The organism is Methylomonas koyamae (assembly GCF_001644025.1).
GTDB lineage: Bacteria > Pseudomonadota > Gammaproteobacteria > Methylococcales > Methylomonadaceae > Methylomonas > Methylomonas koyamae_A.
In genome coordinates this window covers 1-20,565 of the sequence record NZ_LUUK01000187.1, presented here as the reverse complement: position 1 = coordinate 20,565, position 20,565 = coordinate 1, and the positions used below count along the sequence as shown (strand labels likewise).

The 20,565-nt window shown below is 59.0% G+C and carries 17 protein-coding genes; 6 read left to right on the top strand and 11 right to left on the bottom strand.

The genetic code is table 11. The features are described from left to right. Positions 1-101 precede the first annotated feature (101 nt). Entirely contained in the window at positions 102-1,151 is a 1,050-nt protein-coding gene (locus A1355_RS17140) for an HD-GYP domain-containing protein (RefSeq protein ID WP_064030416.1), read from the top strand. A 21-nt stretch (positions 1,152-1,172) separates the two neighbouring features. Here A1355_RS17140 and can read toward each other — a convergent pair whose 3' ends face one another. The 4 genes from can to A1355_RS17120 form a co-directional block, all read right to left on the bottom strand. After that, on the bottom strand, positions 1,173-1,805 hold the full coding sequence (gene can, locus A1355_RS17135) for a carbonate dehydratase (protein ID WP_064030413.1): 633 nt from the start codon (positions 1,803-1,805) through the stop codon (positions 1,173-1,175). A 166-nt stretch (positions 1,806-1,971) separates the two neighbouring features. Beyond that, the gene (locus A1355_RS17130) at positions 1,972-4,398 is read right to left on the bottom strand and encodes a TonB-dependent siderophore receptor (RefSeq protein ID WP_064030411.1); all 2,427 of its coding nucleotides are present in this window, start codon (positions 4,396-4,398) and stop codon (positions 1,972-1,974) included. 119 nt (positions 4,399-4,517) lie between these two features. Beyond that, the gene (locus A1355_RS17125; protein WP_064030409.1) at positions 4,518-5,498 is read right to left on the bottom strand and encodes a FecR family protein; all 981 of its coding nucleotides are present in this window, start codon (positions 5,496-5,498) and stop codon (positions 4,518-4,520) included. Between the two features lie 22 nt (positions 5,499-5,520). Continuing rightward, positions 5,521-6,036: an RNA polymerase sigma factor gene (locus A1355_RS17120; protein ID WP_064030407.1), complete on the bottom strand. Its 516-nt coding sequence runs from the start codon at positions 6,034-6,036 to the stop codon at positions 5,521-5,523. Between the two features lie 642 nt (positions 6,037-6,678). Here A1355_RS17120 and A1355_RS17115 point away from each other — a divergent pair. After that, positions 6,679-7,017: a CopG family ribbon-helix-helix protein gene (locus A1355_RS17115; RefSeq protein ID WP_082885611.1), complete on the top strand. Its 339-nt coding sequence runs from the start codon at positions 6,679-6,681 to the stop codon at positions 7,015-7,017. Further along, positions 7,014-7,391 (top strand): type II toxin-antitoxin system VapC family toxin, encoded by a 378-nt coding sequence (locus A1355_RS17110; RefSeq protein ID WP_064030405.1) that lies wholly within the window; start codon positions 7,014-7,016, stop codon positions 7,389-7,391. The genes A1355_RS17115 and A1355_RS17110 overlap by 4 nt, the downstream gene beginning before the upstream one ends. 386 nt (positions 7,392-7,777) lie before the next feature. Here the strand turns inward: A1355_RS17110 and A1355_RS17100 are convergent, their stop codons facing one another. From A1355_RS17100 to A1355_RS17085, 4 genes are all read right to left on the bottom strand, one after another. Then, a complete protein-coding gene (locus tag A1355_RS17100; protein WP_064030402.1) occupies positions 7,778-10,300 on the bottom strand; it encodes a TonB-dependent siderophore receptor in 2,523 nt (840 codons plus the stop codon). 144 nt (positions 10,301-10,444) lie between these two features. Then, positions 10,445-12,685 carry an FUSC family protein gene (locus A1355_RS17095; protein WP_064030400.1) on the bottom strand — a complete coding sequence of 747 codons (2,241 nt, stop codon included), beginning with the start codon at positions 12,683-12,685 and terminating at the stop codon, positions 10,445-10,447. Then, positions 12,678-13,844 carry an HlyD family efflux transporter periplasmic adaptor subunit gene (locus A1355_RS17090; RefSeq protein ID WP_064030398.1) on the bottom strand — a complete coding sequence of 389 codons (1,167 nt, stop codon included), beginning with the start codon at positions 13,842-13,844 and terminating at the stop codon, positions 12,678-12,680. The genes A1355_RS17095 and A1355_RS17090 overlap by 8 nt, the downstream gene beginning before the upstream one ends. Positions 13,845-13,852: 8 nt before the next feature. Continuing rightward, on the bottom strand, positions 13,853-14,122 hold the full coding sequence (locus tag A1355_RS17085; protein ID WP_064030395.1) for a YtcA family lipoprotein: 270 nt from the start codon (positions 14,120-14,122) through the stop codon (positions 13,853-13,855). A 356-nt stretch (positions 14,123-14,478) separates the two neighbouring features. Between A1355_RS17085 and A1355_RS17080 the strand changes: the two genes are divergently transcribed. Continuing rightward, positions 14,479-15,894, top strand: coding sequence for a TolC family protein (locus tag A1355_RS17080; RefSeq protein ID WP_231883709.1), 1,416 nt, complete (start codon positions 14,479-14,481; stop codon positions 15,892-15,894). A gap of 24 nt (positions 15,895-15,918) precedes the next feature. Here A1355_RS17080 and A1355_RS17075 read toward each other — a convergent pair whose 3' ends face one another. The 3 genes from A1355_RS17075 to A1355_RS17065 form a co-directional block, all read right to left on the bottom strand. After that, positions 15,919-16,992 carry an alkene reductase gene (locus A1355_RS17075; RefSeq protein WP_064030393.1) on the bottom strand — a complete coding sequence of 358 codons (1,074 nt, stop codon included), beginning with the start codon at positions 16,990-16,992 and terminating at the stop codon, positions 15,919-15,921. Between the two features lie 92 nt (positions 16,993-17,084). Next, on the bottom strand, positions 17,085-18,041 hold the full coding sequence (locus A1355_RS17070; RefSeq protein ID WP_064030391.1) for a FecR family protein: 957 nt from the start codon (positions 18,039-18,041) through the stop codon (positions 17,085-17,087). Between the two features lie 19 nt (positions 18,042-18,060). Continuing rightward, positions 18,061-18,564, bottom strand: coding sequence for an RNA polymerase sigma factor (locus A1355_RS17065; protein WP_064030389.1), 504 nt, complete (start codon positions 18,562-18,564; stop codon positions 18,061-18,063). A 332-nt stretch (positions 18,565-18,896) separates the two neighbouring features. Between A1355_RS17065 and A1355_RS17060 the strand changes: the two genes are divergently transcribed. Further along, positions 18,897-19,403 carry an RNA polymerase sigma factor gene (locus tag A1355_RS17060; protein ID WP_064030387.1) on the top strand — a complete coding sequence of 169 codons (507 nt, stop codon included), beginning with the start codon at positions 18,897-18,899 and terminating at the stop codon, positions 19,401-19,403. A 76-nt stretch (positions 19,404-19,479) separates the two neighbouring features. Next, on the top strand, positions 19,480-20,436 hold the full coding sequence (locus A1355_RS17055) for a FecR family protein (RefSeq protein WP_064030385.1): 957 nt from the start codon (positions 19,480-19,482) through the stop codon (positions 20,434-20,436). Positions 20,437-20,565: the final 129 nt, after the last annotated feature.

Sequence of the window (20,565 nt, the reverse complement as noted above, 5' to 3'; positions counted from 1 at the left end):
GCTGCCGGCGGAGGAATTCGAGTACCCCAACCCATCGGCCGCGCTAATCCAAGTAGCCGCCGCGCAACCGGAGGAGGCCCGCCTTGACCAGGGAAAACCCAATGATTGATGAACAATCCGGTTCGACTTCGTCCAAAGGCCTGATCTTGGCGGTGGACGATACGCCGGCCTCGCTCAGGCTGCTGACCGACGTGCTCAAGGCCGAGGGCTACGAAGTACGCTCGGCGATCAGCGGCGAACTGGCGCTGCACGCCGCCGAGATCCAGGCACCGGAACTGGCCTTGCTTGATGTCAGCATGCCGGGCATGGACGGCTTCGAAGTCTGCAGAAGGCTTAAGCAAATTCCCGGTTCCAGCGACGTGCCGGTCATTTTCGTCAGTGCAATGTCCGACACCCAGGAAAAACTGCGCGGCTTCGAATTAGGCGCGGTCGATTACGTGACCAAACCGTTCCAGCGCGAGGAGCTGCTGGCCCGCGTCCACACCCACCTGGAACTCAACCGGCTGCGCCACCATTTGGGCGACATGGTCGAGGAGCGTACCCAGTCGCTGAAACGCAGCGAATTGAAGTTGAGGGCCAATTTACTGGAATCCATCACCGCAATCGCCGCTACCGTCGAGATGCGCGATCCGTATACCGCGGGTCACCAGCGCCGGGTCGCCCAGGTAGCCACCGAAATTGCCCGAGAAATGGGCCTGCCGGATAATCGCATCGAAGGCATGCATCTGGCCGCTGTCGTCCACGATGTCGGCAAGGTCAAGATTCCGGCGGAAATTCTGTGCAAGCCGGGCCGGCTGACCGAACTGGAATTCTCGCTGATCAAATTGCATGCCCAGGACGGCTACGACATCCTGAAAGCCATCGATTTCCCGTGGCCGATCGCCGAGTTTGTCGGTCAACACCATGAACGGCTGGACGGTTCCGGCTACCCGCAAGGCTTAAAGGGCGAGGAAATTCACCTGGAGGCCAGGATCATAGCGGTTGCCGACGTCATCGAAGCGATGGCCTCCCATCGCCCTTACCGGCCTGGTTTGGGCATAGACACCGCTTTGGCGGAAATCGAAAGTAAGCGGGGGATCATGTTCGACCCGCAGGTCGCCGACGCCGCGCTTCGGCTGTTTCGGGACAAGGGCTACCGGCTGGAGAGTTAACCGCGGACCCGCCGGGTCCGCTTAGGCGCCGTAACGATAGATCGGCGGAATCTCGGCGGTATGATCCAGCTCTATCAATTGCTCGATGATCCCGTCGTTCAATCCGTACACCCAACCGTGCAAGGTCGGCTGGTGGCCGTGTTTCCAGGCCGTCTGCACGATGGAGGTATGCGACAAACGGTGTACCTGCTCCAGGATATTCAGCTCTATCATCCGATCGACTTTTTTGTCTTCGCTCAAATAAGCGAGCTCGTCCTGATGCAGCCGATAAACATCCTTGATGTGCATCAACCACTTATTGGTAATCGTCAGATCGCCGCGTTGCGGCTGCATCGCCGCCTTGACGCCGCCGCAACCGTAATGGCCGCAAACGACGATATGTTTTACCTTCAAAACCGCGATGGCATATTGCAAGACACTCAGGCAATTGAAATCGGTGGTAATCACCTGATTGGCGATGTTGCGATGCACGAAGATTTCGCCGGGCTGAGCATTGACCACTGTTTCGGCCGGCACCCGACTATCGGAACAACCGATCCATAAAAAATCCGGGCGCTGTTCCTTGGCCAACTCGATGAAATAACCGGGATCCTTGGCGACCATGTCCTGCGACCAGGCGCGGTTTTCCAACAGCAGTTTAGAGGGTGTATGCATGGGCCGACCTATCGGGTTGAGTTGTTTGCAAACCGAGACTCAGTGTCGCCGCACCCGGCCAGACTCGACGCCGTCCGCCAGGCCGGGTAGCACCCGAATCTCAAACCGCCCATTATCCCCGATAGCGCCGGCGTTTTCGACCGCTAGCTTTGCATCGGGTATAGATCTAGTACTCGACCTTGATAGAACCGATAAAACTGATCGGCGCGCCGGGCATATTGCCATAGTAGCGCTGGCTGGCGTCGAAGGTATCCGCCCCGGTGAAATAGCGCTTATCCAACAGATTATAAGCGTTGAGTTGCGCGGTCATCCGAGTCGGCCCCACCTTGAATTTGTAAGCCGCCGAAGCGTCCCAGGTCGCATAGCCCGGCAATTGATAGCTGTTTTGCGGATCGCCCTGGCGCTGGCTGGTCACGCGGATACCGCTGCCCAAACTGAGGCCGGCGAAGGCCGGATCGGTGAATTCGTATTTCAACCAGACATTAGCCGAATGGCGCGGTGCGTTGGGAAAACGCTTGCCCAGCAGGCTGACGCCACCGTAGACGTCCTGCTCGGTAAACTTAGTAATGCGGGTATCCAAATAGGTGTAATTGGCGATCAAACTCCAATTCTCGGATAGCTCCCCGGCCAAGTCGAACTCAACGCCCCGACTGCGTGCCGCGCCCACCGTGGTCGTATAGCCAAGTAAAGCCAACGTTGGATCGGGATTGCCGGTGGCCAAATTGGTTTTGACGATATCGAAATAAGCCAGACTGGCGGTCAATTTTTGATCGAACAGTTCGGTCTTGATGCCGCCTTCGAATTGTCTGGCTTCTTGCGGCTTTAACGGCGTGCCGTCCGTATTGCGGGCGCTGTAGGAATTATTGGTACCCAGCGATTCGGTGTAGTTGCCGTACAAGGACAGCCACGGAAAGGCCCGATACAACACGCCGACCCGCGGACTGAATTTTCCGGCCGACACATGGTTTGCGTTCATGGCGGCCTCGGCGGCGGCATAGGAACTGCCGGAGCTGCCGACGCCGTAGTCGGCCCAGTCATAGCGGCCGCCGCCCAATAAATGCAGCCTGTCCCAGAACACCATTTGATCCTGAAAATACACGCCGTTCCATTCCCGATGGTAATGCCCGTAATTCAACGGTAGCAGCGCCAAGTTGCCGGTAAAGGGCTGCGGGTTATAGATGTCGATACTATCGACGCTGGCGCAGCAGCGATTCTGGCTTTCGTCGGTGTACGCGTAATAGTCGTGACCCACCAACAAGGTATGTTTGACGCCCCAGGTATTCAGATGGCCCAACAGATTGGTATTGAACGAATAGGTTTGCGAACTTTTGACATTGTTGTCCCAATTGTAGCGATCGACGGTGCGCTGGTTGGCATGAATGCCGTACGGAAAAATGTCGTATTGAATCCGGCTGCCGAGAAAGGCCGAAAATTGCTGACTGATTTTCCAATCGTCGTTAAAAGCATGCGACCAGTTCAGGTCGGCCACATTGCGCTCCTGATTGGCGTGCGCGGACTGGTCGCTCAACGCGGTGTTGATCGGCAAATTGGCCGGTCGAGTCGCTCCATTCAGCACCGGAAGCCCGTCGTCCCAGCGAAAGTCGTCGCGTTGATATTCCATACCGAAATTGACCTCGGTCCGATCGCTGACCTTCCAGGTAAATTGCGGGGCGATGAAGATACGGTCGCGGTAAAACAAGTCGCGAAAGGATTTGGTGTCCTGGTAGGCCAGATTGAAGCGGTAGGCGAAGGTTTTATCCTGGTTCAACGCGCCGGTGGCATCCAACGTGGTCCGATAATTATCGAACGAGCCGAACTGTTGCTGCAGCGAGTAGTACGGCGTGAGCAGCGGCTTTTTTAAAACCCGATTGATCATCCCGCCCGGCTCGATCCGACCGTACAGCATCGCGCCGGGACCTTTCAGCACTTCCAAACGCTCGACATTGGCGGTTTCCGCCGCCCAGGAGGCTTCGCGAATGCCGTTACGGTAGGTCGCGCCGTTCATGTCGAAGCCGCGCACGGTAAAGTTTTCGTAAGTCGGCGACGGGCTGATTTGCACGCCGCTGACGTTGCGCAAGCCGTCGGCCAATGTAATCGCTTGCTGATCCTTCAAGACTTGTTGCGGCACGACTTGTATCGAAGTCGGCGTGTCCATCAACGGCGTATCGGTGCGGGTCGCGGTACTGGCGTTGGTGCGATGATAGCTAGGATTGTAGGGATCATCGGCCAAGTAAGCCGTTTGAGCGGTCACTGTCACCGCGCCCAGCGTCTCGACATGGTCCACCGCCGCCCCCGCCGGCTTGATCGCGACGGTGTTGGCTGCGGTAAAACTGAACACTAGACCGCTACCGGCCAACAACTGCTGTAAGGCCTGCGCCACACTGAAGCGGCCGTTAACCGCCGGCGCGGTTTTGCCGGCCACCGCGCCATCGGCGTAAAACGGTTGCACGCTGGTCTGCCGCGATAAAGCATCCAACGCGCGGGCCAGCGGTTGGGCGGGAATATTGATCGCGAAAGTCTGGTCTTCCGCCCGCGCGGCGCTGGAGGCCAGCAGCAACGGGGCAACGAAAATATACAGCGGCATTTTTGACATCGGTTCTCCTTATCGTGGTTTGGGTTCCGTTCGATAAGACCGTTTCAAAAATAAAACACCGCCACATTCGCCGATTTGACAATCAGCGCCCGGCCGTTTAAACACTCCCGTGCCGAAATTTATCGCCTGGCCAGAATGCCGATTCGGTTACCGTCCAAATGCGCGATCCTGACCGGCAATGCGGTGGCGATGGTATTCAGGGCCAGTGGCAGATTGTCGGTCGGAAAGCGGCCGCTGACCGACAATTGCCGCAAGTCAGCGTCGGCGATTTCAATCGACACCGCATGATAGCGCTCCAGCTCCCGCGCCACGTCCGCCAGGGTCAGATTTTTCAAAACCAGCACCCCGCCCCGCCACGCGGCAATGGCTGCTAGATCGCCGGCCCGCACCGGCGCGGCATGCCCTTGTCGATCAAAGTTGGTTTGCTGACCGGCGGTCAAATGCAGCACCTCGGGGTTCGTGGCAACCTTAACCGCGACTTCGCCCTCTTGAACAGCGACATCGACGTTCGCCGGATCCCGGCGCACATTGAATTGGGTGCCGATATCCTCTATCCACCCCTCGCCGACGCGAACCTCGAACCGGGTTAAGTTATTGTGGGCCACGCTAAACCAGGCCTCTCCCCGCTCCAGCCAGACCCGGCGGGCCCGCGCCGAGTAATTGACCCGAATCGCCGTGTCGGTATTCAATTCGATGCTGGAACCGTCACTCAACGTCACGGTTTCCCGTTCGCCCTTGCCTGTCGTAAAGCGCTCGGCGGTCAGCCACTGCCAGATCGGCGGATTGACGATCAATACGCCGGCCAGCAATGCGGCGGCGGCCAAACCGGCCATTGGCCAACGTCGCTTGCGGCGAGCGCGCCGGTAAACTGCTTGGGCCTGCTTAAGTTGCGGCCGCGCCAATTCGCCCAGACCGGCCAACTCGCGCCATAAACGCTCCGCGCGGCGAAAGGCGTCCGCGTGGCGAGTATCCATGGCCAACCAGGCCTCGAAGCCGGCACGATCGTCGGTGGAGCAGTCGCCGGAATTCAGGCGCGCTAGCCAGGCCGACGCTTCCCTGCGTATCCGGGCGTCTCGATCGTCGCTATTCGTCGAGTTCATGGGCATTCGGGCGGCCACGCGATCAATCCCTATCCCAATCGGCGGCGTCCACTGCCGTCAGGAATAGTTCCAATGCTTTCGCGCAATGCCGCTCGACCGTGCGTCGCGGCAGATTCAGGGTTTCGGCGATTTCCCGATGGCTGTAGCCTTCGATGCGGTGCAACAGAAAAATATGCCGTTGGATTTCCGGCAATTCCTGCAACACCTGCATGCACAAGCGCAGGGTTTGTTGATCGGCCGATATGGCTTCAGGCGTTGCTACCGGACTGCTGATTTGATCGAAATCTTCGATTTCGCCGTCGTACAGTTCGCGTACTTGCCGCTTGCGGCGCAAATCCACCGCCGCATTGGCGGTTACCCGATACAAATAAGCCCGCGGGTTCAAGATCGCATCCGGCGCGTGGTGTTCCAACAAGCGCAGATACGCATCCTGCACCAGGTCTTCGGCGGCATCGTCCAAGCGCTGCCCGGCAAATCCCAGCAACTCCTGCCGGTGCAGTCTGAACAAGCGTTCCAGCCAATTTTGTTTTCGGGCCATCACTGATGCGGGGACAAAAATCGCCTTTATAACAAATACTCCGGCGCTGCGTTATCAATAATCACGGCCGATCGCCGCAAAGCGATCGGCCTTAGCGCGACCACGCAAACCACTGTCCCCGGCTTATCGATCAGTTGCGGCGCCGTCTATTCAGTTAAAACTCCAATTTCATCGATCCGATCACCGTCAACGGATCGCCGGGCATATTCCAGGCGCGATACGCGGCCCGAGGACTGAATTTTCCGACCGAGATGGGATTTGTGTTCATGGCGGCCTCGGCGGCGGCATAAAACCGCCGGAACTGCCGATGCCATAATCCGCCCAGTCATAGAGCGGCCGCCACCCAATAAATGCAGCTTGTCCCAGAACACAGTTTGGTCCTGGAAATAAACGCCGTTCCATTCCTGATGATAGCGGCCGGAACTCAACGGTAGCAGCACCAAGTTGCCGGTAAAGGGTTGCGGATGGTAGATATACGTTGGCGCGGCAGCGATTCCGGCTTTCGCCGGAGTACGCTTAATAAGCGTGACCCTCCAACCGTTAACGCCTGAAAATATCGGTTATTCCCGATTTAAACTCTACCCTCACGTGATCAATCTCCATTATGATTTCACGCGAATCACAAATAACCAGAGCGTAGCCATGGCCACAGAAGCATTTACCGTTAGAACCGAATCAGACATTGTGCATCAACTTGATAGCATGGCCGGGGCATTGGACCGTTCTCGCAATTATTTGGTCAACCAAGCCTTGCGCGAATATCTGAAAGCTCACGCATGGAGAATTGAGAAAATCACCCAGGGCATAGCCGCTGCGGATCGTGGCGAAGTCATCGAGCATGAGGACGTGATCAAGGAAATAGAAGCCATCGCGCAACCGGCATCCGGCGACGATTTCTTTAACTGTGCCGGCATTTGGGAAGATCGAGAAATCAACCAAGCGGCCATTCGTGCCAAAGCCTGGCCGGATCGGCGCGGATGATTCTGTGTGATACCAATATTCTGATTGAATTTTACAAAGGCAATTCGGAGATCATCGAAACCCTCAGAACCATAGGATCGGCCAATATCGCGGTCAGCGTCATCACCAAAGCTGAACTGTTTTACGGCGCTAGAGATAAACAAGAACTGGTCAAAATCGAACGCCATCTTGGGCTGTGCCATTGCTACGGCCTGAATCCAGCCATTTCCAGCTTGTTTATCGACTTGATGCGGCACTATTCGCTCAGCCATAAAGCGTCGGTCCCGGATATGCTGATTGCAGCGACCGCGCTTAGCCATGATGTGACGCTTTACACCCTGAATACCAAGGACTTCAAATTCATTCCCGACTTGAATTTGTATCCCTCAAATTGACAAGGCATTAACGCCAATTGATATGGAAAGTGAAAGCGAGCAATGTCGCGACTGACTGATTTAATTGCACGGACTAAAGCTAGGGACCCTCAGTTAGGTGCGGACTTAGAAAGGGAGCCATATAAGATTTTTAGTCCCGACAGGCATAGCGCCCGGCGGGTTTTCGTAGCGACGCGGACGAATCGGGGGGGCACTGTGGGCGTTGGCGGGCGCTTCATTTTTGCCGATTTTTCCGGCACGGGATTGCAGAAAAATCTTTCGCAAAAATAGCAACGCCCCGGACTGTCGATAGTGACTGACGATCACCAAGCCGAGTTTGACATCGTCGGCCTTAGCGCGACCAAACACCACGCAAACCAACCGCCCTGCCGTGCCGTCTATCCGGTTTAAAACTCCAACTTCATCGACCCAATCACCGTCAACGGATCGCCGGGCATATTCCAGGCGCGATTGGCGTTATAGGGTTCGCCCGCCACGAAATAGCGCTTATCGAAAATATTGTAAACGTTCAATTGGGTGGTGAGTTTGCTGGCACCCAAGTGCAAACTGTATCCGACCGAGGTATCGACCCGCACGTAGCCGGGCAACTGGTAACTATTGGCATTGTCGCCTTCCCGCTTACCGGCCAGATAGGCGCCGATTCCAAGTTGTAAACCGGACAAGGCCTGATGTTGAAAGGCGTATTTCAGCCAGGTGCTACCGGAGTGTTCGGCGACGTTGGGCAAGCGGTGGCCGATGTTGCCGGACAACGCGCCGTCCTGGGTGATACGGGCGTCGGTGAACGCATAGCTGGCGATCAGGCTAAAGCCGCCGCCCAATTGCCCGGCGACGTCCATTTCGATACCTTGGCTGCGCGCGGCGCCGATGGTCTCGGAAATGCCTTCCCGAACCAGGGTTGCCACATTTTGTTTATCGATATGAAAATAGGCCAGATTAGCGGTCAAATCGCCTTTAAACCATTCGCCTTTCAAGCCGGCTTCATACTGTTCGGCGGTTTCGGGTTTCAACGGTTGTCCGCTCTCGGAGCGGCCGTTGTTCGTCCCGAATCCCTCCACTCGGTTGCCGTACAGTGACAGCCAATTCCATGGGCGGTACAGAATACCGACTCGGGGGCTAAAAAACCCCTCGCTTTGGGCCGCGAGATTGACGTTGCCGAAACTGGGAATGTAGCCGTTGTAGTTGTCGTTCTGATCGGCGGAGTTTTGATAAGAAGTTGAGGCGCCCGTAGCCTGGTGGGCCCAGTCGTAGCGGCCGCCGCCCAGAATTTGCAATTTGCCGTCGAAAAATGCCAGATGATCTTGGAAGTAAAGGCCGTACCAGGAGGTTTGGTTGATCGAGAAATCGTTGGGATGGTTGATGCGTTGAAATTCGTAGGCGTTGTAATCCAAATTCGCGTAAACCGGGTTGTAAAGGTTGACCCGGGTAAAGGCGAAATTGCCGCCGCCGAAATCGGCGGGAAAATGATAAGGACTGTTGGCCGGCGCGTTGACGGCATTGAAACCGAAGAAGCCGGATTGGCGCACCTCGTCGTAAAAGTAATCCCCGCCCACCAAAACGTTGTGGTTGACCGGACCGGTCGCGAATTTGCCGTTTAAATTAAAAAACGCGTTATAGGATTCCTCGGTGCGATCTTCGAATTGCGAGCCGCGACGAACGACCTGCGGATTGCTGTCGGTTGCCAACAAAGGCTGAAATACAGCGACCAGCAATTCGCGGTAATGCTGGGTGGTCCAGTTGGCGACGAAACCGTTCTTGAAGGTCCAATGATCGTTGAATGCGTGCGACCAATTGAAATCCAACAGCGTGCTATCGGACGGATCCTGATTGAACTGACCGCCGGGCTGACCGTAGTTGGTATTGATCGGTACGTTGGCCACTCGCGTACCGACGGCCGGAATACCGGTATCGTAAGGCAAGTTACGATCCATATATTCCAGGCTCAGATTGAATTCGGTCGCATCGCTGGCTTGCCAATGCAACGACGGCGCCACGAATACTTGAGTTTGGCTGACGAAATCGCGAAAGGAGTTTCGGTCGGTGTAACCGAAATCCAGGCGGTAAGCCAAGCTCTTATCGTCGTTCAGCGGTCCGGTGGCCTCCGCGACGGTGCGGTATAAATCGTAACTGCCGAATTGTTGTTGCAGCGAATAATGCGCTTCGCTTAGCGGCTTTTTGGTGACGACGTTGACCATGCCGCCCGGCTGCACCCGGCCGAACAACATCGCCGCCGGACCTTTCAAGACTTCCACTTGTTCGATGTTGGCCAAGTCGGCATTAAAGTTGGATATACGTTGACCGTTGCGAAATCGGGAATAGTTGGTGCCGAAGCCGCGAATCACGAAGTCCTGGCCTTGCCCGCCCGATGTCCATACCGGCTGCACGCCGCTGACGTTTTTGACCGCGTCTTCCAGGCGGATGGCCTGCTGATCGCTCAAGACCTGCCGGGGCACGACCTGCACCGTCATCGGCGTATCCATTAACGGCGTATCGGTTTTTGTCGACGCCGACGCGAACGCGCGATTGTAGTTGGCGTTGTTGGGATCGAACAGCTCGGCGTTCGCCTTGGCAACCACCGTCACCGCCGCCAAGGTCGCGGCGGAATTGGCATCCGGTTGGGTAATCGCCACCGCATGATCGCCGTTGAATTTGAAACTCAAGCCGGTACCCGACAACAGTTGCTGCAAAGCCTGCGCGGCGGTCAGATTGCCGGATACCGCATGGCCGGTTTTGCCGGAGACGACCTGGTCGGAATAAAACGGTTTGATGCCGGTCTGGGCCGCCAGCGCGTCCAACGCCGCCGGCAACGGCTGGACCGGAATGTTGAAGTGGAAGGTTTGTTCCTCGGCCTGCGCGGAAGCCAGGCAAACGGCCAACGGCGCGGCGGCCAGCAAATCTCGTAGCGGATTCATCAGTTCTCCTGAAAAATGAATGAGTCACCGATAAGAGCGTTTTAGCGTGGGCAAACACCTCAATTTATTTTGTTTCGGAACCAAAGGTCGCAATTTACCGAAATAGCCTCAACAAGGCAGACCGAGATAAACGCCGGACATGGATTAACGGTTCGTAAAACCGGGTGACGTTTCGGGGAAGGATTTCGACGCGGCAATTTGCAAGCGCTCCAAATAGTTCAAGATTTGCTCGTCCAGCAAGAAGCGCAATTCCCATTCCATCGCCAGGTCGGCCGGCAGGCTGCCGATATCGTGATACCGGATGTAACTCTGCCGCAGTAATTGGCCAATCGCATCGGCGTCGTATAAATCGACGGCTTTTTCGCCGGCAACGACGTCGGCGGTGTGGGCCAGGGTCTTGGCGAGCTCGGCGTCGAAGTCTCGACTGTGGCGTTGCAAAGCCTCGGGAAAACGGTCGAATTGCTGGCCGCTCAGCAAACGATAGCGCTTGCGGACCAGAAGCAATGCCGACAGATTGCTCGCGTCCCGAATGATCGCGCGCAATACGCCGCGTTCGCGCATCTTGCCGGCTTGGCGGGCATCCGGTTCCAGCACCGCATGTGCTAGCAAATCTTGCGCCGCGGCCAAATCCTTTTCCGCCGCCAGCCGCAGCGGCAGCGTATAGCTCATCAGATGGCCGGGATCCGGCAGTCGCACCGTCAGTTTGGCCAGCGTACGCAACGCGGCGATGCAATGGTGACGCGCCAACGCCGCGGACCGGCGCGGCCACAACGCATAATCGAGCGCGCCCATCACCGTCAGACCCAGCAAAATACCGATGACGCGGTCGCGCGGCAAAAATAGATCTTCGACCGCGCCGAAGTCGTGCAGTACGAACAACGCAAACGAAAAACCCAACTGGCGGCCGAGGTAGGCGATGCGCTCGCTGCCGGCGGTGATCCAGGCAGACAAAGCCCAAAACGGCGCGGTCGCCAGCATGAAGCCGATGATGGAATCGAACTGCGACTGAAACACCCACACGTACACATAGGCGCACGCTCCGCCTAACGCGGCGCCGCCGACCCTGAGCAGCGACAGCCGGTAATCGGCGCCAAGACTGGTCTGCGCGGCCACCAGGCAAGTCGGTATCGCGGTGTTGATGTCCGGCCAATCTAGGCTTTGCACGATCAGCATGCAAAGGATGGCGCCCAACGAAAACTTGATGCCGAATTGCAGACTGTCGGCGTGTCGCTGCCAAAATTCGTAGCCCAGCCAGGCCGGATAGACGGTTTGCGGCTCGGTTTCCGTTTCGGCCGGGTCCGAGTCCGTCGCCGGCTGATGCAAACGTTTCATCAGCGCGGCAATGCGTTGCAAGGCTTGCCAAAATGCGGTTAGCACCGTCGGTTGACCAGTCCCTGCGTAACGCCGCAATACCTCGTCGTCCAATAACGCGGCCACGGCGTCGCTGAGGTCTTGCCGGTTGGTGAAACCCTGTCTCAAGATCGCGCAAGCTTGCTGTAAGGCCGCGTAGACGGCTCGCTTTTCCGCTGTCAGCGGCTGAGCGCGATAATCTTCGGTCAGCGATTGCTCCAGCCACAGCGCGATTTGACGCAAACCGTCGATTTCCTGCAGCAACTCCAGATACGCCGCATGCCGGCGCCGTATCGACACATGCAGCAATTCGCTGTTGGCCAACAAGGTTTGCAATTTGCCGAACAGACCGATCGATGACGGTTTGACCGAAGCGCGGCGTGGTCGGCGGGCTTCGCTGTCGGACAAGCGGCCGAGAAATATCGTCTCCGCCGCTTTCAGTTGATCGGCGATGCCGGCAATCAGCAAAGTGCGCGGGTCGCGCGGCGCGATACTGAGATGGACCAGCGTCCAACTACCCAAGCCGAGCACGCCGATCACCGGAATGTTCCAGAGTGCGTGATATAGGTTTTCGTCGGGCGTGGTCGGACTGTACAACACCGGAATCGAATACCACAGCGCGATGCCGGTCGGCCAGGCGATGAGTCGGGCGTGAAACAAGGCCAGCGCCATGATCGCGAACGACAGGCTCAACATCAGCCAAGGATCGTTGCCGGCCAACATCAACGCCAACACCGAGATCAGTACCGTCACGAACAGATAAAACAACTGGCGCAAGCCGAATGCCAGCGATTGGCCGGCGTTGGCGTAAGCGTCGTAGCTCAGGCAAACCAACAGCGATAGCGCGCCCAGCGGCGGCACGTGCAGGCTTTGGCTGACCGTCGCGATAATCAACGACACCGCGAACAGCCGCGCCGCGGCAATCCGCCGCTCCGGGGAGTCCTTCAGCTCGGCGGCCAGGAATTCGGCCAGACCGGTGCCGAACCAAAACCGGCCGTGGCGTTCCCGCCGGGCGCGGCGGTTCGAATCAATCATGTTGCCGATCGCCGTCCGCCGATGCGGCGCTATCGTCCGGAATCGGCAAGGTGCGATCCAGTACCGTGACGAAGGCGGTCATCCCCATGCGCAGCGGACGCTCCGGATCGCGGTCGAGGATTTCGATTCTGACCGGAAAACGCGACGCCAGCACCACCCAGTTCAGCGTACGTTGTACCTCCGGCAATCCGCCTTGCTGTTTGACATTGTCCGGCGCATTGGCCCAAGCGATGCCGGTCACCACGCCGCGAAAGCGCTTGCCGGGATAGCCGACCAGAAACACGTCCGCTTCCTGGCCGGGGCGTATCGATTGCAAATAGGTTTCCTTGTAATTGGCGACGGCGTACCAATGGCGGTCGTCGACCAGCGCGAACAACTGGCCGCCGGCCTTGGCATATTCGCCTTCGCGGGTATTCAAATTGGTCACGTAGGCGTCGAACGGCGCGCGGACTTCGCAATATTCCAGCTCCAGCTCGGCGGCGGTCACGGTGGCGCGGGCCGCTTCGACGCGAGCGTTGACATCGCCGACCTGAGCGATCAGGGATTGCGCGCGCCGGCTATCGCTCTCCGCTTCGGAGACCGCACTCCCGACCGACAGCGCCTTGGCCTTCGCATCGGCCAACGCCGCCCGGGAGGCCGAGTAACGGGCGCGTGCCTGCCGAAGTTGATCGCCGGTCACGTATTGCTTTGCCGCCAGCGGCTCCAGTTGCTCGAGGTACTGTTCCAGATAGTCGTCGTCGGCCGCGATGCGTTTGATTTCGGCCAGCGCGGCCGCGTGCTGATGTTCCAGGCGCGCGACCGCGCTGACGGCGGAACTTTTCGACGCCCGCAGCGATTCGACCTCTTGTTCCGCCAACATCAGTTCGGCCTTGGCGCGATCCAGTTTGGCTTGATAAGGTCTGGGATCTATGACGTAGAGCAACTCGCCCTTGCGTACGAACTGATTGTCGCGCACGTGCAGTCGCACGATGCGGCCGGAGACTTCGGGCGCGATGCCGACGATGTCGGCGCGGATCATCGCGTCGTTGGTACGCGGATGGCGGAAATTGATTTGCCATACCCAAGCGCCGGTCGTAACCGCCGCCAACACGATCGCCATGCCGAGAATGCGGCCGATGCGCACCCGGCGCCGATAGTCGAGTTTAGGGTCGTTTGTCATGCCGGACCTCAACTTGCGTAAAACAACAACCAAATCACGAAGGTGCATAATGCCCACAGGCTGGGAGCGATCAACAACGGCGGTCCCAGATGCGGCGCCAAGCCGACACGCGCCAATTGCCACATCAACGCCACGCTGGCGGCCAAACCGGTCAAAATGCAGATGATCCAGGCCGGCCAAAACGAACCGTGCAGGCTCAACATCGGATCGCAGCCGGCCAGCAATAGCGGCGCCGAATACGCCAGCGGGAATGATCTAAACAAACGAAACGGAGTCATGACGGCCCTCAATGCGAAACGTTGGCGTTATGGAAAAAACGGACTATCGCGAACGCGGCTGTTGTAAAACCCCCGATAGGCTGTTAGCCGTGCCCGGCGCAACCACCGATACGATTTCAAACATCGTTATTGTAAAGCGCTACAATCGGTTTGATACAACGATATTGTTCAATATTCGTTGGCAATTTGTTGCCACATTCGCAGTGGCGCTTCCGTTACTATATAAGCATTTCCTTCTAATGGTGGCGAATTTTTTGACTCAGTCAGTTTCCGCGTTTCCGCCTGTACCGCGCGTTCGGCCCGCCGATTTTAGTCCCGGCCGCCCATTGCGATTTAAATGCTGCCTGCCGCTGCTGTTGTCGATAAGCACAGCCTGTACGCCGCCCGTCGCGCACCGGCACCCCGACGCCGGCGAACCGCAACAATCGCCGGTGGTGCGCTGGTCCGAATACCGTGTTAGCCATCCGCTGCCGTCCGTGGAGAAGGCGCCCAGCCCATCCGCCGCGCCGAATGTGCGGCAACGTTACGATCTGCCGGCTCTAATCGACATGGCGCTGCAAAACCATCCGGAAACCCGGCTCAGCTGGGAAGACGCCAAAACCGCAGCCGCCAGAGTCGAACGGGAAGCCGCCAGCTGGTACCCGAAACTGACCGCGTTGGCCTTCGGCCAATATTTCAAGACCAGCATCCCGATTCCGCAAAGCACGCTGGTCAGCACCGGCGTCGGGACTTTCGGCGGCGCCGAATTGGCCTGGACGCTGTTCGACTTCGGCCGCCGCGAGGCCTTGGACGAAGCCAGTCTGGAGCGCTTCGAAGCGGCTCAATTCGGCTTCGGCCGCAAACACCAGGAGATCGCCTACCGCGTCGCCGACAGTTTCTTCGCCTATCAGGCGGCAATCGCCAAAGTCGCGGCGGCGGAGCAAACATTTACCGCCGCCAAGGCCAACGCCGATGCGGTCAATGCCAAACTGTCGCAAGGCTTCGCGACGCGGCCCGATTTGCTGCTGGCCCTGCAGGAACAAGCCAAGGCCAATTACGATTGGCAGGATGCGCGCGGCGCCGTGACTCAGACCAGAGCGGCCCTGACCACCAGCGCCGGTTTGTCGCCGTCGGTCGAACTGTCTCTGATCGATCTGAGTCAGGTGCCGTTGCCCGACACCCTGGCGCCGTCGGTGGAAAAAATCGTCGACCAGGCCCTGGAGCAGCGCCCGGATTTGCAGGCCAAGCTGGCCGAACTGCGCGCCCGCGAAGCGGAGGTGAGAAAAGCCCGCGCCGAGTATTGGCCCAAGCTGTCGTTGAAAGGCAGCATCGGCAATCAGTATTGGGGCGACGTGCAGACCGATCCGCCAAGCCGGCGGCATTATTCGTCGGACAATCTGGTCGGCAGCGCGATGCTGAATCTGGAATGGAATTTGTTCGACGGCTTCGAACGCCGCGGCGCGGTGGACGAGGCCGAAGCCAAACGCCGGGCTGGCGAAGCGCAGATCGACAGCTTGCGTCTGGAGATCATGCGCCATATCTGGCAAACCTACGCCGACACCAAAACCGCGTTGGAAAAACGCGAATTCGCGCTAGCTCTGCTACGCGCCGCCGAGGAATCCTACGCGGCGACCCAGGAATCCTACCGGCACGGCTTTTCCACCGTCATCGAGCTGCTGTCCGCGCAAAAGGATCTGGCCCGAGCCCGCTACACCGAAATCGACAGCCGGGCCGATTTGCTGAAATCGGCCGCCGCGTTGGTATATGCGGCCGGCGGCGGCGAGTCGCCTTAAAGCGATCGACAATATCGCGTCCCGTCAGTCGGCGGCCAACACCGGATAATCCGTATAGCCCTTGCTCGGACCTTCGTCGCCGTACAGATAGAAGGTCGCGGCGTCGAACGGGGTCAACGGCGCGCCGAGTGCTATGCGGCGCGGTAGGTCCGGATTGGCGATGAAGTGTTTGCCGAACGACACCGCGTCGGCATCGCCATCGGCGATGACTTGTACCGCGCTTTCGGCCGTGAAGTTTTCGTTGGCGATCAACGCGCCGCCGAAACGGCGTTTCAACGCCGGACTGATCGCGTCGGGACCTTGCGCTTCGCGGGTGAAAATGAAGGCAAGTTTGCGTTGGCCCAATTGTTCGGCGACGTAAGCGAAGGTCGCCAGCGGGTTGGCGTCGCCCCCCATGCCGTGCATGTCGCAACGCGGCGACAGATGCACGCCAACCCGGCCGGCGCCCCACACCAAAATCGCCGCGTCGGCCACTTCCAGCAGCAAACGAGCGCGGTTTTCCACCGGTCCGCCGTAGGCATCTTCGCGGCGATTGGTGCTGTCTTGCAGGAATTGATCGAGCAAATAACCGTTGGCGGCGTGAATTTCGACGCCGTCGAAACCGGCCAGTTCGGCATTGGCCGCGCCTTGGCGAAACGCTTCGATAATTGCGGGAATTTCGTCCAACGCCAAGGCCCGCGGCGTCACGTAATCGCGCATCGGCCGTAGCAGGCTGACGTGACCTGGCGCGGCAATCGCGCTGGGCGCGACCGGCAATGCGCCGTCCAGATAATACGGATCGGAAATCCGGCCGACATGCCACAGTTGCAACAACATGCACCCGCCGGCGGCGTGTACCGCGTCGGTCACGCCGCGCCAGCCGTCGATTTGTTCCGGCGACCAGATGCCCGGCGTATCCGGGTAGCCGACGCCTTGCGGGCTAACGCAAGTGGCTTCGCTGATGATTAGGCCGGCACTCGCTCGTTGAGCGTAATAGTCCGCCATCAGCGCATTCGGCACGCGGCCGGCGCTGGCGCGGCAGCGGGTCAGCGGCGCCATCACGATGCGGTTGGGCAATTCAATGTCGCCGATACGGATGGGATCGAACAAGGGATTCATGCGCGGCTCCTGAGCGGTTAAATCCCTCATGATACCAGGGCCGCCGCGAAGCGAAGCACTAGACTGGTTCGGTTAGCGACGGCCCTGGTCCGTCATTGCTTGGCGCTGATTAGGATCGTGCCATCCCCTTCCCTGACAATCCGCGCCGCCAAACCGTTTTGCAAGGTGCTTAAACTCTCGTTCAAATCGGACGTGGAAAAGCGGCCGCTAACTGTCACGGTTTGCAATTGGCTGTCCGTCAGCTTGAATTGGACCGCGTGATAGCGCGACAGTTGGCGCAACACTTCCGGCAAGGGTTGGCGTTTGAAGATCAGCGTACCGTCGCGCCAGGCGCCGCTGGCGGCGTCGGCGACACTGGGCGCCCGCAGATTTCCGTCGGCGCTAAAACCGGCTTGCAGACCGGCCGTCAGCGCCAGCGCCGGCTTACCGGGCACGCTCAACGCCACTTCGCCTTCGACCACCGCGACCGTCGTGTTCTCGCCATCGATCGCGACGTTGAATTGCGTGCCGACGTCGCGGATACGCCCGGCGCCCACCCGCACTTCGAAAGGGTGCTCGGCATCGTGAGCGACGCTGAACCAGGCTTCGCCCTGCTCGAGCCAGACCGTGCGCGCGCCGAAACGGTCGATCCGCAATCGCGTCGCGGTATTCAGTTCGATGCGGCCGCCATCGGCCAAGGCCAGGGTCCGGCGCTGGCCAATGTCGGTTTGGTAACGAGCCGCCGCCAATTTTTGTAAGGGTTCCGGGTACTGAAAACCCAACGCGACGGCGAACCCGACGGCGATCAAAGCGGCATTGCGCCGTCGGCGGGCCAACTGGCTATGGCGAACGAAGCCACGCGCGGCGTCCAGCTGCTTGCCGGCCACCTCCGGTAAATCGCCGAGCTGTTGCCAGAATTGTTGAACTTGTTGGTAAGCCTCGGCATGTTCCGGCGAACCGCCGAGCCAATCTTCGAATTGCCGGCGTTCGGTTTCGTCCGCGTCGCCGCGCAAGCGCGACAACCATTGCAGAGCTTGGCGTTGAGATTCGGTCAGACTGGCGAGGCTCATGACGGCACAACCTAAGAATTCAGCGTTTGCCGGCCAACGCGGCCGCGAAGCAGTGTTCCAGCGCCGCGTAAAATTGGCGTTCGACGTTGCTGCGCGACATCCTGAGCAGTTTGCCGATTTGCAGGTAGGTCAGTCCGTCGACGCGATGCAACAGGAAGATGCTGCGTTGCAGCGGCGGCAGGTCGTCCAACGCGCGCATGACGCCCTGCAGAATTTGTTGGTGGTGCAGGCTGACATCCGGACCCGGCGCATCCGCCGGCAGGCTATCCAAGTCCTCGACTTCGCCGTGGTAACGTTCGCGGACCGCGAGCTTGCGCTGGTAATCGATCAGCGCATTGCCGGTCAATTTGTAAAGATACGCGCGATGATTTTCGATGGTTTGCGGCTCGGGATGCTGCATCAATCTTAGAAACGACTCCTGCACCACATCTTCCGCCACCTCGGCGGCGCGCTGACCGGCGAAGTACACCAATTCCTTGGAATGACTGTGAAACAATTGCTCGAAAAGGCTTTTGATAGTCATGGTCGGCGAGAAGATCGGAGAAACCAGGCGGATAATATAGCAAAAGCCAAGCCACTCACCCGCTTCGATGCCGACGTCAATCCCTCGGCCCACGATAACCCGTGGTTACCGGGCTAACCGAGTTTTTTGGCCGGTCCGGTTTGGTCGGCCGGATGCCCGATCCTAAATAAAAAAATACGGCATATCACGCACTCGATACGTCATATGCCGCACTTTTTTGTTTGTAACGCTCCAGCTGATCTCCGGGTACAGGCTCTATCTGGCGCTCGCCGACCACAAAAAGTGGCCTGTAATTTGCTGAAAGCGACCATTCCATTGCCGATTCGAACTGCATGTCCACGGTTAGCGAACCCCTATTGCTGGACGCGTTTTTACGCCACCAAAGCGAAATCCGCCAATTCTTGGCCCGCAAAGTCAGTTGTCCGATCGCGGCGGACGACTTGACTCAGGAAACCTATTTGCGTATCGCCAGATACCGCGGCGGTGAAGAAATTCTGGATTTGCGGGCGTTTTTGTTCCGGATAGCCAATAATCTGGCTCTGGATTATTTGCGCGGCCTGGCCCGCTCCGAAGCCCGCGACTACGGACCCGTCGAAGACTCGATCGCATGCCGGGCGCCGCAACCGGATTCCGCCGTCGCCGCGCAACAGCAACTGGCCAGGATGGAACGCTTTATCTACGCGCTGCCGCAACAATGCCGGACCGTGTTTCTAGCCTGTCGGGTCGACGGCAAGAGCTACGCCGAAATCGCCGACGAACTAAACATTTCGCCGCGCACGGTCGAAGCTCACATGTACAAAGCGATCAAATTATTAAAGGAACGCATGGATTGGTTGTGAGCTGCCGCCGTCCGTTTCCGCTTGCCGAGTAAAACTGGCATTATTTCGTTACCGTCATTTCCGAGCCGCCCAGCGCATGTCCGACCAACACCCGCGATCGATCGCCGACCAAGCCGATGCCTGGTTCGCCCGCCTGCAAGACGCCGACGCCAGCGACGACGAGCGCCGCCGATTTCAGGCCTGGTATGCGGCGGATCAACGCCATGCGCAGGCCTACGAGCGCACCCGCCAATTGTGGAGTTTGCTGCAATTGCCGGCGGAACGGGTGGCCGAACGCCTGCAAGCGGAATCCCGCCCTGCCCCATCGCCGCCCCCGAGAGCCGCAATCCCATTCCGCCGCTATCTGGCCGGCGCGAGCGCGGCGCTGCTCATGATGGCCTGGCTGTTGCCGGCGCGGATTCAGGATTGGCGCAGCGACTACCGCACCGGCCCCGGACAGCAAACCAATGTGACGCTGGCGGACGGCTCGCGAATCACGTTGAATACCGACACCGCGCTGGCGATCCGGTTCGGCGCCCGCGAACGGCGCGTGGTTTTGCTGCGCGGCGAAGCGTTTTTCGAAGTGGCGCCCGACCCGGCCAAACCCTTTATCGTGGACGGCGGCCATGCCGAAGCCCGCGCGGTCGGCACCGCCTATGGCGTGAAAAAGTCCGGCGCGGACTTGGCCGTGACCGTCGCCGAAGGCACCGTGGAAGTCGGCGACGGCGTTGCCGCGCAAGCGGTGCGCGCGATGCAGCGCATCGAATTCAAGCAAGGCCGCTTGCAAGCCCCGCAACGCCTGACCAACGACGACAGCCTAGCCTGGCGCCGCCGCCAAGTTGTATTCCAGCAGCAGCCGTTGAGCGAGGTGTTGGCCGAAGTCAACCGCTACCGCGCGGGCCGCATCGTCGCGGTCAGCGGCGAACTGGGCGGACGCATCGTCAGCGGCGTGTTCAACCTCGGCGACCCGCAAGCCATCGTCGACGCCTTGCAAGCCACTCTCAACGCGCAAGCCGCGCATTTACCGGGCGATTGGGTGTTGCTGTATTACTAACCCGGCCTTTAAATACCGTTTGCCCTGAGCCTGTCGACGAGCACGCTGTAGGGCTTCGCCCGACAAGATCAGCCCGAACGGATACCAGTGATAAATAGGGCCGGGTTAATAAATACCCCCGGCGCTCAT

Coding starts and splice junctions, on each gene's coding strand:
- A1355_RS17140 (WP_064030416.1), top strand. CDS start 102: ATGATTGATGAACAATCCGGTTCGACTTCGTCCAAAGGCCTGATCTTG.
- can (WP_064030413.1), bottom strand. CDS start 1,805: ATGCATACACCCTCTAAACTGCTGTTGGAAAACCGCGCCTGGTCGCAG.
- A1355_RS17130 (WP_064030411.1), bottom strand. CDS start 4,398: ATGTCAAAAATGCCGCTGTATATTTTCGTTGCCCCGTTGCTGCTGGCC.
- A1355_RS17125 (WP_064030409.1), bottom strand. CDS start 5,498: ATGAACTCGACGAATAGCGACGATCGAGACGCCCGGATACGCAGGGAA.
- A1355_RS17120 (WP_064030407.1), bottom strand. CDS start 6,036: ATGGCCCGAAAACAAAATTGGCTGGAACGCTTGTTCAGACTGCACCGG.
- A1355_RS17115 (WP_082885611.1), top strand. CDS start 6,679: ATGGCCACAGAAGCATTTACCGTTAGAACCGAATCAGACATTGTGCAT.
- A1355_RS17110 (WP_064030405.1), top strand. CDS start 7,014: ATGATTCTGTGTGATACCAATATTCTGATTGAATTTTACAAAGGCAAT.
- A1355_RS17100 (WP_064030402.1), bottom strand. CDS start 10,300: ATGAATCCGCTACGAGATTTGCTGGCCGCCGCGCCGTTGGCCGTTTGC.
- A1355_RS17095 (WP_064030400.1), bottom strand. CDS start 12,685: ATGATTGATTCGAACCGCCGCGCCCGGCGGGAACGCCACGGCCGGTTT.
- A1355_RS17090 (WP_064030398.1), bottom strand. CDS start 13,844: ATGACAAACGACCCTAAACTCGACTATCGGCGCCGGGTGCGCATCGGC.
- A1355_RS17085 (WP_064030395.1), bottom strand. CDS start 14,122: ATGACTCCGTTTCGTTTGTTTAGATCATTCCCGCTGGCGTATTCGGCG.
- A1355_RS17075 (WP_064030393.1), bottom strand. CDS start 16,992: ATGAATCCCTTGTTCGATCCCATCCGTATCGGCGACATTGAATTGCCC.
- A1355_RS17070 (WP_064030391.1), bottom strand. CDS start 18,041: ATGAGCCTCGCCAGTCTGACCGAATCTCAACGCCAAGCTCTGCAATGG.
- A1355_RS17065 (WP_064030389.1), bottom strand. CDS start 18,564: ATGACTATCAAAAGCCTTTTCGAGCAATTGTTTCACAGTCATTCCAAG.
- A1355_RS17060 (WP_064030387.1), top strand. CDS start 18,897: ATGTCCACGGTTAGCGAACCCCTATTGCTGGACGCGTTTTTACGCCAC.
- A1355_RS17055 (WP_064030385.1), top strand. CDS start 19,480: ATGTCCGACCAACACCCGCGATCGATCGCCGACCAAGCCGATGCCTGG.